This window comes from Celeribacter indicus (genome assembly GCF_000819565.1).
Lineage (GTDB): Bacteria > Pseudomonadota > Alphaproteobacteria > Rhodobacterales > Rhodobacteraceae > Celeribacter > Celeribacter indicus.
On the sequence record NZ_CP004393.1, the window covers coordinates 1135060 to 1148344 of the forward strand.

The window sequence follows — 13285 nt, forward strand, 5'->3', positions numbered from 1 at the left end:
ACTCCTTTCAATGGCGCCGGGTGGCCGCGAGCAGGTCCGCGTAACGCCATTCGAGCAGGGATTTCAGGGCAAGGGTGACGAGCGCGAGCAGAGCGAGGGTCGCGGCGAGCGAGAAGGCGGCGACCGAGAGATATTCGTTGTAGAGCATCTCGATCGCGATCGGCATGGTGGTGGTCTCGCCCCGGATCTTGCCGGAGATCACGGCGACCGCGCCGAATTCACCCATCGCGCGCGCGTTGCAGAGCAGCACGCCGTAAAGCAGCGCCCAGCGGATGTTCGGCAGCGTCACGGTGAAGAACGCCCGCCAGCCCGAGGCCCCGAGGGTGAGCGCGGCCTCTTCCTCCGCCCGGCCCTGTTCCATCATCACCGGGATCAGCTCGCGCGCGACGAAGGGGAAGGTCACGAACATCGTGGCGAGCACGATGCCGGGGAAGGCGAAGACGATCTTCAGGTCGTTGGCGATCAGCCAGGCGCCGAGGGTCGAATTGGCCCCGAAGAGCAGGACGAGCGCGAGGCCCGCGACCACGGGGGAGACCGAGAAGGGCAGGTCGATGAGCGTGATCAGAAAGGCCTTGCCGCGGAAGTCGAACTTGGTGATCGCCCAGGCGGCGGCGACGCCGAAGATCGCGTTGAGCGGCACGGCGATGGCCGCGACGATCAGCGTGAGCCGGATCGCGGCGCCCGCGTCGGGCGAGGACAGCGCCGCCACCGAGGCCAGCCAGCCGTCCCGCAACGCCTCGGCGAAGACCGCCAGAAGCGGGGCGAACAGCAGGATCGCGATCAGCACCGTCACGATGCCGATGAGAAGGGCACGGGCGAGGCGCGGCTCCGTCGTGACGGAGGCCGTGCGCGAGAAGGGGGCGGCATCAGACATTCACGGATCTCCCGAAAGGCTCTTCGCCGTCTCGAAACCGGCACCTCCCCGACGCGCAGGCGGCGTCCGTCTGGCGGGTGAGGACGCGGAGCAGGACCGCGGCGGTGGCGAGGATGTTGAGCGCCAGCCAGCCCGTGAGGGCCCAGCCCGCCCCCAGCCCGGCGATCCAGGCCGTCACGGACAGCAGGAAGCTTCCCGCGCCGATGAGGATGACGAAGAGGGGCGTTCCGGCACCCGGCCGGATCCCGCCGCCATGGTTGCAGGCGTTGCAATAGTCGGTCGTTCTAGACATCTCCGATCCTCCGTCTGCTCCAGATTTGGATGATGTTGATGATCAGCAGCATCGCGAAGGAGATCAGCAGCATGGCCAGCCCGATCGCGGTGGCGGCGTCGTAATTGTATTCCTCGAGCCGGATCACGATCAGCAGCGGCGCGATCTCGGTCTGGTAGGGCAGGTTGCCCGCGATGAAGATCACCGATCCGTATTCCCCGACCGAGCGCGCGAGCGCGAGGGCGAAGCCCGTGAGCAGCGCGGGCGTCAGCATCGGCAGGACCACCCGGCGCAGCGTGTAGAAGCGCCGCGCGCCAAGGGTGGCGCTGACCTCCTCCACTTCCCGGTCGCATTCCTCGATCACCGGCTGGACGGTGCGCACGACGAAGGGCAGGCCGATGAAGATCAGCGCGAGCCAGATGCCGAGCTCGGTATAGGCGACCTGGATGCCGAGCGGCGCCAGCAGCTTGCCGAACACCCCGTTGGGCGCGTAGAGCGCCGAGAGCGAGATGCCCGCCACCGCCGTGGGCAGGGCGAAGGGCAGGTCGATGGCGGCGTCGATCAGCCGGCGCCCCCAGAAGCGGTAGCGCACCAGCACCCAGGCGAGCGCCAGCCCGAAGACCAGGTTGAACAGCGAGGCGATCAGGGCCGCGCGGAACGACAGCGCCAGCGCCGAAAGGATCCGGCGCGAGCTGACCATGGACCAGAGATCGGCGGGGCCGATGGCCAGTCCCCGGCCGAGCAGGGCGACGATCGGCAGGAGGACGACGATCGACAGGACCGTCATCATGATCCCGAAGCTCAGCCCAAACCCCGGCAGGGGAGAGGGCGAGCGGAGAAGACTCGCCCTCATGGCTCATTGCTCCTCGAAGATCTGGTCGAACACGCCGCCGTCGCCGAAGAAGGCCGGCTGTGCCTCTCCCCAGCCGCCGAAATCGTCGATGGAGACCAGCTCGACATCCGGGAACCGGGCGATGTCCTCTTCCGACGCGGCCGAGGTGTCCCAGGCACGATAGAAGTTCTTCAGGGCGAGCGCCTGTGCCTCGGGGCTGTAGAGATGTTCGAGATAGGCCTGCGCCACCTCGCGTTGCGCGTCCGAGGTGATGTTGCCGTCGACCAGCGCCACCGGCGGCTCCGCCAGCATGGAAACCGAGGGCACCACGATGTCGAAGGCATCCTCGCCCTGTTCGGCGAGCGCGAGGAAGGCCTCGTTCTCCCAGGCCAGGAGGACATCGCCGATGCCCCGCTGGGCGAAGGTGTTGGTCGAGCCGCGCGCCCCCGTGTCGAGCACCGGCACGTTCTGGAAGAGCGAGGTCATGTAGGCGCGCACCTGCTCCTCGTCACCGTCATATTCCGCCAGCGCCCAGGCCCAGGCCGCAAGGAAGTTCCAGCGCGCGCCGCCGGACGTCTTCGGGTTGGGGGTGATGACCTGCACGTCCTCGCGCACCAGGTCGTCCCAGTCCGCGATCTCCTTCGGATTGCCCTCGCGCACGAGGAACACGATCGTCGAGGTGTAGGGCGAGGAGTTGTGCGGCAGGCGCGATTGCCAGTCCGCGGGGATCTTGTCGGTATTCTCCGCGATGGCCGCGATATCGGCCGAAAGCGCGAGCGTCACCACCTGCGCCTCGAGCCCGTCGATCACCGACCGGGCCTGACCGCCGGAGCCGCCGTGCGACTGGCGCAGCGTCACCGGCTCATGGCCTTCGCTCGTCCACCACTCGTTGAAGAGCTCGTTGTATTCGCGGTAGAATTCCCGCGTCGGGTCGTAGGAGACGTTCAGGAGCTCGACCTGCGACTGCGCATGCGCGCCGGAGACGGAACTGGCGAGAAGGCCGATGGCGGAGACCGCCGAAAACAGCCCGGCCCGCCAGTGCCCGGCGGAAAGAACCGCCCGCAGCGCCGAATGCCGGCTGTCCGCGCGGGCCGCGTCCTGCCCGGCGGGGGTCTTGGCATTCACGTCATCCGCGATGTGACCGTCGTCGAACCTTCGGATGAGCCGGCCTTGGGCGGGCCCATGGGCGCCGGTGCTGAATTTGCGGGTCATCATGACTTCCTCTGCTGAACCTGATCTTTGTCGTCGTGCCAGGCTGGCGGGCGGCCCCCTTTCCCGCGGATCGCTCCCCGGAAGACTCGGACCGGCCGTCACCGCCTGACATCAAAATTACGACAGAGATAGTCGTGTATTGCAAAGGAAAAAGCGCGCCTTATTTCCGCGCGATAGGAGAAAATTATTCTCCGGCCGCGAATCCGGGAAGGGCAAACCGTTCCAGCGGGCGCGAATCCTCCATCAGATCCGCCAGCGTCAGCGATTCGATCATCAGGATATAGGCGGAATAAAACCCGCCGAAGACCGCCCGCACCCGGCAGGACACCTCGTCGGTGCAATCGTCGCATCTCTGGTAGGCCCGGCGCGACAGGCAGGGCAGGGGGGCCATCGGCCCGTCGATCAGCCGAAGGATCTCCGCCAGGGAGACGCGCCGCGGATCCTTGATCAGCTCATAGCCGCCCTTTCGGCCGCGCCGGCTGCCGATCAGCCCGGCCCGCTTGAGATCGAGGAGGATATGTTCGAGGAACCGCTTCGGCGCTCCCGAGCGCTCGGCGATTTCCTCGATCCTCAGGGCTGCGCCGTCCCCCGTCTTCTCGTCGGCCAGTACCATGAGCGACTTGAGGGCGTATTTTGTTTTTTGGGTGATCATGTGGTCCGGACAACAGAAAAAGGGCGACTAAGATGGTCGATTTTATCAGCAACGAAACAAAATGCGACCATAGTTTGCGTTTTGCAGGCGTTTCAGGGGCCGGACCGCGGCGGCAGGTCCGGTTTGCGATGATCAGCCATGTAATCAGTCCTTGCCCCGACGTCCAGTCCGGCGGGCGCAATGGACCGGAGCCCCGGCAAAGCCGTTTCGGAGACCGGCGATCTCATCTGGCCAGTCTTCGCCGCGGATCGGGCCGATCGTGGGGGGCATGGGCGTTCCTTTTTGGGGAAGAAAACGGCGCCGGTCTGGGGCATACAAGGAAAGCGTGCGTGCGTCCGTCCTGCGGACGGGCGTCTTTCACGTCTTGTGTCATAACGCGCCTCGGGCAGGATCGGGGCAAATCAGGGAGGCAGCCATGAAACTCTATCATTCTCCGGGAACCTGTTCGGAAGGCATCCTCGTCCTTCTCGAAGAGATCGGGGCCGATTACGACCTGGTGATCACGGATCTGAAACAGGCGGCGCATCGCGAGCCGGAGTATCTGCGCGTGAACCCGAAGGGCAAGGTGCCGGCGCTGTCGCTCGGGGACGGCTCCGTCCTCACCGAATTTCCGGTCATCGCCTTCTGGCTCGCCAGGCGCCATCCCGAGGCCGGGCTTCTGCCCGAGGGGCTGGAGGCGGAAATCCGGGTCATGGAGCTGACCGAATACATCGTCTCGACGCTTCACATGCGCGGATCGGTCTTTGCCATGAAGCCGCAGAAATTCACCGCGGATCCGGCGGCGAGGGAGGAGTTGCGCGCGCAGGGCCGCGCCGTGGTCGCCGCCGGCTACGAGCGGCTCACGGAGCAGCTCGGGGAGAAACCCTGTCTTTTCGGGAGCTTCTCGATTGCGGATGCGGCCGCCTTCTATCTGCTCTCGTGGAAGGAGGGGATCGGCGTGCCGGTGCCCCCCGCCCTCGCCGCCTATGAGGAGCGGCTTCGCGCAAGGGCGGCCTTCGGACGGGCAAGGGAGGCCTCCGACCGCGCCGCGGCGTGACCGGGTGAGGGGCCGGGCGGCCCCCTACCTCAGCGGCGCGCGGCGGCCTCGGGCGGGTGTCCGCCCGTGCCCGCCTCCTCCCGGAGGTCCGGGCCGGACGGCATGCGGGCGAAGCTCATGGAGATATGCCCGCGGCGCATATGGCCGACCGCGTCCAGGTCGCCCAGTTCGAGCGCCTTCAGGATCTCGCCGGCCTCGCCCGCGAAGATCTCGATTTCCTGCACCAGGTCGATCTGCGAGGCGCCGACCTGGTGCAGCCAGATGCGCGCGGTGCGGAAATAAAGCCGTGCGGCAATGAATTTCAGCGGCTCGTTGGCGGTCAGCTCGAGCAGGATCAGAAACAGGTCGCGGTCGAGCTCGGTGAAGGCGCGGGCGGAGGGCGCCGCCTTCAGCGCCTCTGCCCGCCGCGCGACCGCGCGGGCCCGCGCCAGCAGTTCCGGCGACGGCGGCAGGGGGTCGAGCGTGGTCTGGAGCACCGCAAGTTCCTTGCGGAGCCGGTAGACCTGCGCCATGTCGTCGAAGTCCAGATCGGTGACCATCGTGCCGACGCCATGGACGGAGGTGAGCAGCCCCTCGTCCTCGAGCCGCGCCAGGACCCGCCGCAGCGGCGTGCGGGAGATGCCGAATTCCGCAGCCAGCGCCGTCTCCGACAGTTTCATGCCCGGCGGATAGTCCAGCATGCAGATCCGCGCCCGGATCTCGTCATGGATCCGTTCGAAGCGGTCGCGCCCGCGTTCGGCCTGTGTGACCGGTTCGAAAAGGGCGGGGTTCCTCCCCAGGGTCGTGTCGAGCTCAGCCATGGCGCGCTCCCAGTCGTTTCAACATCCCGATCGCCTGTGCAAGCTGGTCGAGCGACACATATTCGTCGGGCTTGTGCGCCTGGTCAATGGAGCCCGGCCCGCAGATTGCCGCGGACATGCCGATCTGCTGGAACAGGCCGGCCTCGGTGCCGAAGGGAACGCGCCCGGCGCAGTCTGCGCCGGTGAGGCGGAACAGGAGGTCGCGGGCGGCGTTCTCCGCCCTCGGCACCAGCCCCGCCACCTCCCCGATCACCTCGGTGCGGATCCCGGCCTCGGCGGCGGCGCGGCGCATCTGCGGCAGCAGCTCGCTCCCGACGAATTCGGCAAGCGCGCCGTTCACGAAATCCGTGTCCTCCGGCACGACCGGCCGCATCTCCCAGTCGAGCCGCGCCTCGCCCGCGATCACGTTATGGGCGTGCCCGCCGTGCAGCGCGCCGATGTTGATCGTGGTATGGGGCGGATCGAAGCGGGAGCCGTCCGGCCGGCGCGCGATCAGCGCCTCGCGGAGCTCGAGCAGCCGCGCGACGTAGCGCGTGGCGTATTCGATGGCATTCACGCCGTGGCCGGGTGCGGAGCCGTGCCCGGCGCGGCCCGTGAAGGTGACCGAATATTCGCAACAGCCCTTGTGCCCGTCGATCACCCGCATCCCGGTCGGTTCGCCGATCAGGGCCATGGCCGGGCGCGTCCCGCGGTGGCGCAGGACTTCCACGAGGCGGCGCGCCCCGAGACAGCCCACCTCCTCGTCATGGGTGAAGGCAAAGTGGATCGGCCGGTCGCGCGCCGCGGCGGCGAGCGTGTCGAGCGAGGCGAGGCAGGCGGCGATGAAGCCCTTCATGTCGCAGGTGCCGCGCCCGTAGAGCCGCCCGTCCCGCTCCGTCAGCGTGAACGGATCGCTGCTCCAGTCCTGGTCCGCGACCGGCACCACGTCGGTATGACCCGACAGCATCAGCCCGCCGTCCCGGTCGGGGCCGAGGGTCGCGAAGAGATTGGCCTTGCTCCCGCTCTCGTCGGGCAGCAGCTCGACCCGCGCGCCCGCCGCCTCGAGCCGGTCGGCGATATAGCCGGTCGCGGCGAGGTTGCTGCGGGAGGAGACCGTGTCGAAGGCGACGAGATCGCGCAGGATCCCGCGGCAGCGCGTCAGATCCGTCATCGTCACGCCTTCACGAACAGTTCGCGCGGGACGTCGCAGAGGCATTCGGCGGGGCCGTCCTCGCGGATGAGGATCGTCTCCGTGGTCTCCATGCCCCAGCCGTCCATCCACAATCCCGGCATGAAATGAAAGGTCATTCCCGGTTCCAGCACGGTTTCGTCGAAGGCCCGCAGGCTCACCGTGTGTTCGCCCCAGTCCGGCGGATAGGACAGGCCGACGGCATAGCCGCAGCGGTTCGGCCGTTCGATCCCGACCTTCAGGAGCTCCGCGTCGAGCGCGCGGGCGATGTCGCAGGCGCGGTTGCCGGGGCGGGCAACCTCGATGCCGGCATTCAGCCCCTCGGTCAGGGCCTGGGCCGCGTCGACCATGTAATGCGGCGGCTTGCCGAAGAAGATCGTCCGGCAGAGCGGGGCATGGTAGCGCCGGTAGCAGCCCGACTGCTCGATGAAGGTCGCCTCGCCCGTCTTCAGCGCTTCGCCGTTCCAGGTGAGATGCGGGGCGGAGGCGTCCGCGCCGGAGGGCACCAGCGGCACGATGGCGGGATAATCGCCCCAGCTGTCGTGTTCGCCCTGCACCGAGGTGCGGAACAATTCGCCGACGAGGTCGTGCTTGCGCAGGCCGGGTTCCGCGATCTCCATCGCCCGGCCGATCACCAGTTCGGAAATCCGCGCGGCCCGGCGCATGAAGTCGAGCTCCTCGGCGGACTTGATCAGCCGGTTCCAGTTCACCAGCGTCGAGGCATCGACGAACTCCGCCTCCGGCAGGCCGTCGACCAGCACGGCAAAGGCGCGGGCGGTGAAATAATAGGTCTCCATTTCCAGGCCGATGCGCTTGTCGCCATAGCCCATGATGCGCAGGTGGGAGGCGAGATCCTCCATCGGGTGAATGTCGGCGGCCTGCACGTAGCGGTCGGCGTAATGGAGGATCCGGTCCTCCGCCATCCAGACGGTGCGCCGCGCGCCGTTGGCATCCTGCATCCGGCCCCACCACCAGGGCTCGCCGTCCATGGGCAGAATGACGCCCTGATGCACATAAAATGACCAGCCGTCATATCCGGTCAGCCAGTTCTGGTTCGACGGGTTGGTGACGAAGAGCACGTCGATGCCCGCCTCCGCCATGGCCTGTCGGGTCAGGCGGAGGCGCCGGTCGTATTCGGATTGGCTGAAAGGCGGGGTCTGGGCGGGCATATGGGCTTTGCTTTCTGAATGTTGTGCACAACGAGGGAGGGCATGGCCGGGCACTATGCCGAAAAACTCCGGAATTTCCGCAATAAAGCCGGACCGGCAACCTTGACTCTGGGAGGTTTCGGGTGATGTTGTGCACAACATTGAGTGTGCACGGGAATGCCCGTCAACAAAAAACAACCGGGAGAAAGTCATGAAGAAGACGATCAGAACCGCTGTGGCCACCGGCCTCGCCCTTGGCGTGAGCGCGACCGCGCTGATGGCCGGACCGCTGACGGACCGGATTGAAGCGGGCGAGCCGATCCGCATCGGGTTCGCCAACGAGGTGCCCTGGGCCTATCCGGGGGAGGACGGCGCGGCCGAAGGCTTCGTCAACGCCTATGTGATCGGCGTGCTCGGCGAGATGGGCTATGACAATATCGAACCCGTGGTGACCGAATGGGGCGGCCTCGTGCCCGGCCTCAACGCCGGCCGCTTCGACATCATCACCGGCGGGATGTATATCCTCGGCTCGCGCTGCGAGAACGTGACCTTCTCCGAACCGATGGCGAAGGTGGGCGACGCCTTCATCGTGCCCGCCGGCAATCCGAAGAGCCTCAACAATTACGAACAGCTCGCCGAGGCCGACGCGACGTTCGTCACCGGGGCGGGGTACAACCAGATCGAGGCCGCCGAGCGCGGCGGGCTTCCCGACTCCAACGTGATGACCGTGCCCGGCCCGACCGAGATCCTCGCTGCCGTGCGCGCGGGCCGCGCCGATGCGGGCGGGGTGACCTATTTCACCGCGCTCAACCTTGCCGAACAGTCCGGCGGCGACGTGGAGGTGTCGGACGTCAGCCAGCTTCCCGACTGGACCCAGAGCTGGGTCGGGGTCGGCTTCCGCGACGACGATGCCGATTTCGTGGAGCAGTTCAACGCCGCGCAGGCCGACTACCTCGGCACGGAGGCGATGATGGAGGCCGTCGCGCCCTACGGCTATGCCGAGGGCAACCTGCCGGGCGAGATGACCACCGCGGAAGCCTGCGAGACGAAGTGATCCGCAACGGTCCGTGCGGGAGGCCCCGCGCGGACCGACAAAGCGCGGATCGGAAGCACCGTTTCCGGTCTGCGTTTTCCATTCCCCGCCAGCCTCGGAGACGCCGTTGAGCCTTTGGGACTTCATCGCGGCCTACTGGCCGGACTTCCTGAACGGGACGGCCGTCACCGCCGCCCAGTTCCTTCTCGCCACCCTGCTCGCCATCCTCATCGCGCTCGTCGCGGGGCTGATGAAACTGTCGTCCAACCGCCTCGCCCATGGCGCCGCGGTGGTCTATATCGAGATCTTTCGCGGCACCTCGCTCCTGGTCCAGCTCTACTGGATCTTCTTCGTGCTCCCGTTCTTCGGCATCACGCTCGAGAAATTCACCGCCGGTTTCGTCGCGGTGGGCATGAACCTCGGCGCCTACGGGGCCGAACTCGTGCGCGGCGGCATCCAGTCCGTGCCCAAGGGGCAATGGGAGGCGGCCTATGCGCTCTCGATGAGCCCGGCGACGCGGATGCGCCGGATCATCCTGCCGCAGGCGCTCGTCAACATGCTGCCGCCCTGGGGCAACCTCCTGATCGAACTGCTGAAGAACACCGCGCTCGTCGCCCTGATCTCCGTCACCGACCTGATGTTCGTCTCCAAGCAGATCAACGGCTCCACCTTCCTCTCGGCGCAGTCCTTCGGCCTCGCGCTCATCATCTACTACATCCTCGCGCGCTTTGTCGTGACCCCCTTCATGCGGGGGCTCGAACGGGTCATGCGCCGCAAGCTGGGGAGGGGCTGAGCCATGGGCTTCGAATGGAAATGGGATTTCACCTTCGAGATCCTGCCGCGCCTCCTGGCGGCCACGCTCAACACGCTGATGGCGGCGGGGATCGGCTATGGCATCGCCATCCTGCTCGGCCTCGTCTTCGCGCTCGCGCAGCGCACGCCCTCCCGCGTCCTGACCTTCGTGGTGCGGGAATTCGTCGAATTCGTGCGCTCCACGCCGCTGATCCTCCAGATCTTCTTCGTCTATTACGTCGGGCCGCAATTCGGCATCCGGCTCGGTCCCTGGGTCGCGGGGATGATCGCCATCGGCCTGCACTATTCGGCCTACCTGTCGGAGGTCTATCGCGGGGGCCTCGAAAGCGTGCCGAAGGGCCAGTGGGAGGCCTGCACCGCGCTCAACATGTCGACGGCGAAAGCCTATCGCCGGATCATCTTCCCGCAGGCGATCCCGCCCGCGCTCGCCGGGATGGGCAATTACCTCGTCGGGATCTTCAAGGACACGCCGATGCTTTCGGTGATCGGCGTCGCGGAACTGATGCACACCGCCAATGCCATCGGGTCGGAAAGCTATCGCTTCCTCGAACCCTACACGCTGGTCGGGGTGATCTTCCTCGCCATCTCCCTTCCCACCGCCGCACTGATCCGCGTCTTCGAGACGCGCGTGCGCCGCAAACTCGGACTGAAATGATGGAAGACATGTCGCGCTACCCGCTGGAACTGACCGGCGACGATACCCCCATGGTCCGCTTCATGAACGTGACCAAGCGCTATGGCGAGCTGACCGTGCTCGACCATCTCGACCTCGACGTGGCCGAGGGCGAGATGGTGACGATCATCGGCCCCTCGGGCTCCGGCAAGACCACGGTGCTGCGGATGCTGATGACGCTCGAGACGATCAACGAGGGCGTGATCTATGTGGACGGAAAGCCGCTGACCCATATGGAAAAGAACGGCGCGCTCGTGCCCGCCTCGCCGAAATACCTGCGCCGGATGCGCAGCCAGATCGGCATGTGTTTCCAGCATTTCAACCTGTTTCCGCACATGACCGCGCTCGGGAACTGCATGGAGGGGCCGGTGCAGGTCCTCGGCATGCCGAAGGCGGAGGCGCGGGCGCGCTCCGAGGAGCTGCTCGAACTCGTGGGGATGGCCGACAAGATGGACCAGCACCCCTCGCGCCTGTCCGGCGGGCAGCAGCAGCGCGTCGCCATCGCCCGCGCGCTCGCGATGCGTCCGAAGGTCATGCTCTTCGACGAGGTGACCTCCGCGCTCGATCCCGAGGTGATCGGGGAGGTGACGAACGTGATCCGCGATCTGGTGGACGCGCACAACCTGACGATGCTCATGGTCACGCACCAGATGGGATTTGCCAAGGACATCTCCGACCGGGTCTGTTTCTTCTACGATGGCGCCATCGAGGAACAGGGCGCGCCCGAGGATCTGTTCGGCAATCCGCAGCGGGAGCGCACGCAGCAATTCCTGAGCGCGGTCAAGGAAGCCGACTGATGGTCGTGCTGGCGGATATCCTTTCTGCCGCGAAGACGATCCGGGGTGTCGCCGATGCCACCCCCATGGTGCCCTCCGCGACGGATGTGGGCGGCACGCTCTGGCTCAAGCTCGAGACCTGCCAGCCGATCGGCGCCTTCAAGCTGCGCGGGGCGGTGAACGCGCTCGCGCATCTGCCGGAGGGGGCGGCGGGCGTGGTGTGCTGTTCCACCGGCAATCACGGGCGTGGCGTCGCCTGGGCGGCGCGGGAGCGCGGGCTGCGCGCCGTCGTCTGCATCTCCGCCCTCGTGCCGGAGGCGAAGGTCGCGGGCATCCGCGCCCTCGGTGCCGAGGTGCATGTCGCGGGCCGCTCGCAGGACGATGCGCAGCGCGAGGCCGACCGGCGTGCCCGCGCCGAAGGGCTCGTCGCGATCCCGCCCTTCGACGACCCGCATGTGATCGCGGGGCAGGGGACCATCGCGCTCGAGATGCTGGCGCAGCGCCCCGAGATCGACACGCTCCTCATCCCGCTTTCGGGGGGCGGGCTCGCCGCCGGGATGGCCGTGGCGGCGCGCGCGATCAGGCCGGAGATCCGCCTCCTCGGCATCACGATGGAGCGCGGGGCGGCGATGGCCGCCTCCCTCGCGGCGGGCCATCCGGTCGCGGTCGAGGAGGTGGCGAGCCTCGCCGACAGCCTCGGCGGCGGGATCGGGCGGGAGAACCGGCATACGTTCGCGCTGTGCCGCGACCTTCTGGATGCGGTGGTCTGCGTCAGCGAAGACGAGATCTACCGCGCGATGCAGGCGCTCTACCACGAGGACCGCCTGGTGGCCGAAGGCGCCGCCGTCGTCGGCCTCGCCGCGCTCATGGCCGGAAAACTCGCCCCCTCGCCGGCGATGGCAACCGTCCTCACCGGGCGCAACCCCGACATGGCGCAGTTCACCCGTGTGATCTCCGGCGGGGATGTGGTTCTGGGCGCGGTGACGGTGAAAGGTGTGCGCCATGGCTGAGGTTCCCGTGCTGACCGAGGCGCAGTTGCGCGAGGCCGTGACCCTCGATGCCGCGCTGGTGGACGCGATCGAGGACGGCTTTCGCGCGCTGGCCGCGGGCGGGGTGGTGATGCCGCCGGTGGTGTCGATGGCCATCGCGGCGCATCGGGGCGAGGTGGACGTGAAGACGGCCTATGTGCCCGGCCTGGACGGATTCGCGATCAAGGTGTCGCCGGGATTCTTCGACAATCCGGCGCAGGGCCTGCCGAGCCTCACGGGGCTGATGGTCCTGCTCTCGGCTCGGACGGGGATGACGCAGGCGGTCTTCCTCGACAACGGGTATCTCACCGACCTGCGCACCGCGGCCGCCGGGGCCGTCGCCGCACGGCACCTCGCGCCGGCGACGGTGGAGACGGCGGGTGTCATCGGCACCGGCGTGCAGGCGCGGCTCCAGATGCGGGCCGCCTTTCTCGAACGGCCGTTCCGCCACGGCCTGGTCTGGGGGCGGGACAGGGAAAAGGCGGTGAAATGCGCCGCCGATCTCAGCGGGTCGCTGGGCATCGGAGTGGATGTCGCGACGGATGTGGTGCAGCTCGTCGCGCGAAGCCAGCTTGTCGTGACCGCCACCCCCTCGACCGCCCCGCTGATCACCGCGGAGATGCTTCATGACGGGCTGCACATCACCGCGATGGGGGCCGATCAGGCCGAAAAGACCGAGATCGCGCCAGAGGCGCTCGCGGCGGCGCAGCTCTATGTCTGCGACCGGGTGAGCCAGTGCGAAACGCTCGGAGAGCTGCGCGCCGCGCGGGCCGCGGGGCTGATGCTGGCGCTTCCGCCGGAGCTCGGCCAGATCGTTGCCGGCGCCGTGACCGGGCGGACCGATCCGCGCCAGATCACGATCTGCGACCTGACCGGGACGGGCGTGCAGGACACGGTCATCGCCGCCCATGTCGCGCGCCGTCTGGCGGCCGGGCCGGCGGAAGGGGGGCCGGGACATGTCGCATAGGA

The 13285-nt window shown here is 67.6% G+C and carries 15 protein-coding genes; 7 read left to right on the plus strand and 8 right to left on the minus strand.

The annotated features are described in order from the left end of the window. Positions 1-7: 7 nt before the first annotated feature. The 5 genes from cysW to P73_RS05810 form a co-directional block, all read right to left on the minus strand. Positions 8-874: a sulfate ABC transporter permease subunit CysW gene (gene cysW / locus P73_RS05790; RefSeq protein ID WP_043868848.1), complete on the minus strand. Its 867-nt coding sequence runs from the start codon at positions 872-874 to the stop codon at positions 8-10. After that, positions 867-1166, minus strand: a complete 300-nt coding sequence (locus P73_RS05795) for a hypothetical protein (RefSeq protein WP_043868849.1) — start codon at positions 1164-1166, stop codon at positions 867-869. Before P73_RS05795 ends, cysW begins: the two co-directional genes overlap by 8 nt. Further along, positions 1159-1998 (minus strand): sulfate ABC transporter permease subunit CysT, encoded by an 840-nt coding sequence (gene cysT / locus P73_RS05800; protein WP_043868850.1) that lies wholly within the window; start codon positions 1996-1998, stop codon positions 1159-1161. The genes P73_RS05795 and cysT overlap by 8 nt, the downstream gene beginning before the upstream one ends. Before the next feature lie 3 nt (positions 1999-2001). Next, positions 2002-3189 (minus strand): sulfate ABC transporter substrate-binding protein, encoded by a 1188-nt coding sequence (locus P73_RS05805; protein WP_082033130.1) that lies wholly within the window; start codon positions 3187-3189, stop codon positions 2002-2004. Between the two features lie 184 nt (positions 3190-3373). After that, positions 3374-3841, minus strand: coding sequence for an RrF2 family transcriptional regulator (locus tag P73_RS05810; RefSeq protein ID WP_043868851.1), 468 nt, complete (start codon positions 3839-3841; stop codon positions 3374-3376). Positions 3842-4256: 415 nt separating this feature from the next. Here P73_RS05810 and P73_RS05815 point away from each other — a divergent pair, with 415 nt between their 5' ends. Continuing rightward, positions 4257-4877, plus strand: coding sequence for a glutathione S-transferase family protein (locus P73_RS05815; protein ID WP_043868852.1), 621 nt, complete (start codon positions 4257-4259; stop codon positions 4875-4877). 29 nt (positions 4878-4906) lie between these two features. Here the strand turns inward: P73_RS05815 and P73_RS05820 are convergent, their stop codons facing one another. Genes P73_RS05820 through P73_RS05830 form a run of 3 tightly spaced genes read right to left on the minus strand, consistent with a single transcriptional unit; the run spans position 4907 to position 8014 of the window. Beyond that, positions 4907-5677 (minus strand): GntR family transcriptional regulator, encoded by a 771-nt coding sequence (locus P73_RS05820; protein WP_082033131.1) that lies wholly within the window; start codon positions 5675-5677, stop codon positions 4907-4909. Next, a complete protein-coding gene (gene argE, locus P73_RS05825; RefSeq protein WP_043868853.1) occupies positions 5670-6827 on the minus strand; it encodes an acetylornithine deacetylase in 1158 nt (385 codons plus the stop codon). The genes P73_RS05820 and argE overlap by 8 nt, the downstream gene beginning before the upstream one ends. A gap of 2 nt (positions 6828-6829) precedes the next feature. Beyond that, positions 6830-8014: a M24 family metallopeptidase gene (locus P73_RS05830; protein WP_043868854.1), complete on the minus strand. Its 1185-nt coding sequence runs from the start codon at positions 8012-8014 to the stop codon at positions 6830-6832. A gap of 190 nt (positions 8015-8204) precedes the next feature. Here P73_RS05830 and P73_RS05835 point away from each other — a divergent pair, with 190 nt between their 5' ends. The 6 genes from P73_RS05835 (at position 8205) to P73_RS05860 (ending at position 13283) form a co-directional block, all read left to right on the plus strand. Further along, a complete protein-coding gene (locus tag P73_RS05835) occupies positions 8205-9047 on the plus strand; it encodes a transporter substrate-binding domain-containing protein (RefSeq protein ID WP_043868855.1) in 843 nt (280 codons plus the stop codon). A gap of 106 nt (positions 9048-9153) precedes the next feature. After that, positions 9154-9819: an ectoine/hydroxyectoine ABC transporter permease subunit EhuC gene (ehuC, locus tag P73_RS05840; protein ID WP_043868856.1), complete on the plus strand. Its 666-nt coding sequence runs from the start codon at positions 9154-9156 to the stop codon at positions 9817-9819. Positions 9820-9822: 3 nt separating this feature from the next. Next, positions 9823-10494: an ectoine/hydroxyectoine ABC transporter permease subunit EhuD gene (gene ehuD / locus P73_RS05845; protein ID WP_043868857.1), complete on the plus strand. Its 672-nt coding sequence runs from the start codon at positions 9823-9825 to the stop codon at positions 10492-10494. Beyond that, the gene (gene ehuA / locus P73_RS05850) at positions 10494-11309 is read left to right on the plus strand and encodes an ectoine/hydroxyectoine ABC transporter ATP-binding protein EhuA (RefSeq protein WP_043868858.1); all 816 of its coding nucleotides are present in this window, start codon (positions 10494-10496) and stop codon (positions 11307-11309) included. Before ehuD ends, ehuA begins: the two co-directional genes overlap by 1 nt. Beyond that, positions 11309-12298, plus strand: a complete 990-nt coding sequence (gene eutB, locus P73_RS05855) for a hydroxyectoine utilization dehydratase EutB (RefSeq protein WP_043868859.1) — start codon at positions 11309-11311, stop codon at positions 12296-12298. The genes ehuA and eutB overlap by 1 nt, the downstream gene beginning before the upstream one ends. Beyond that, the gene (locus tag P73_RS05860) at positions 12291-13283 is read left to right on the plus strand and encodes a cyclodeaminase (RefSeq protein WP_043868860.1); all 993 of its coding nucleotides are present in this window, start codon (positions 12291-12293) and stop codon (positions 13281-13283) included. The genes eutB and P73_RS05860 overlap by 8 nt, the downstream gene beginning before the upstream one ends. Positions 13284-13285: the final 2 nt, after the last annotated feature.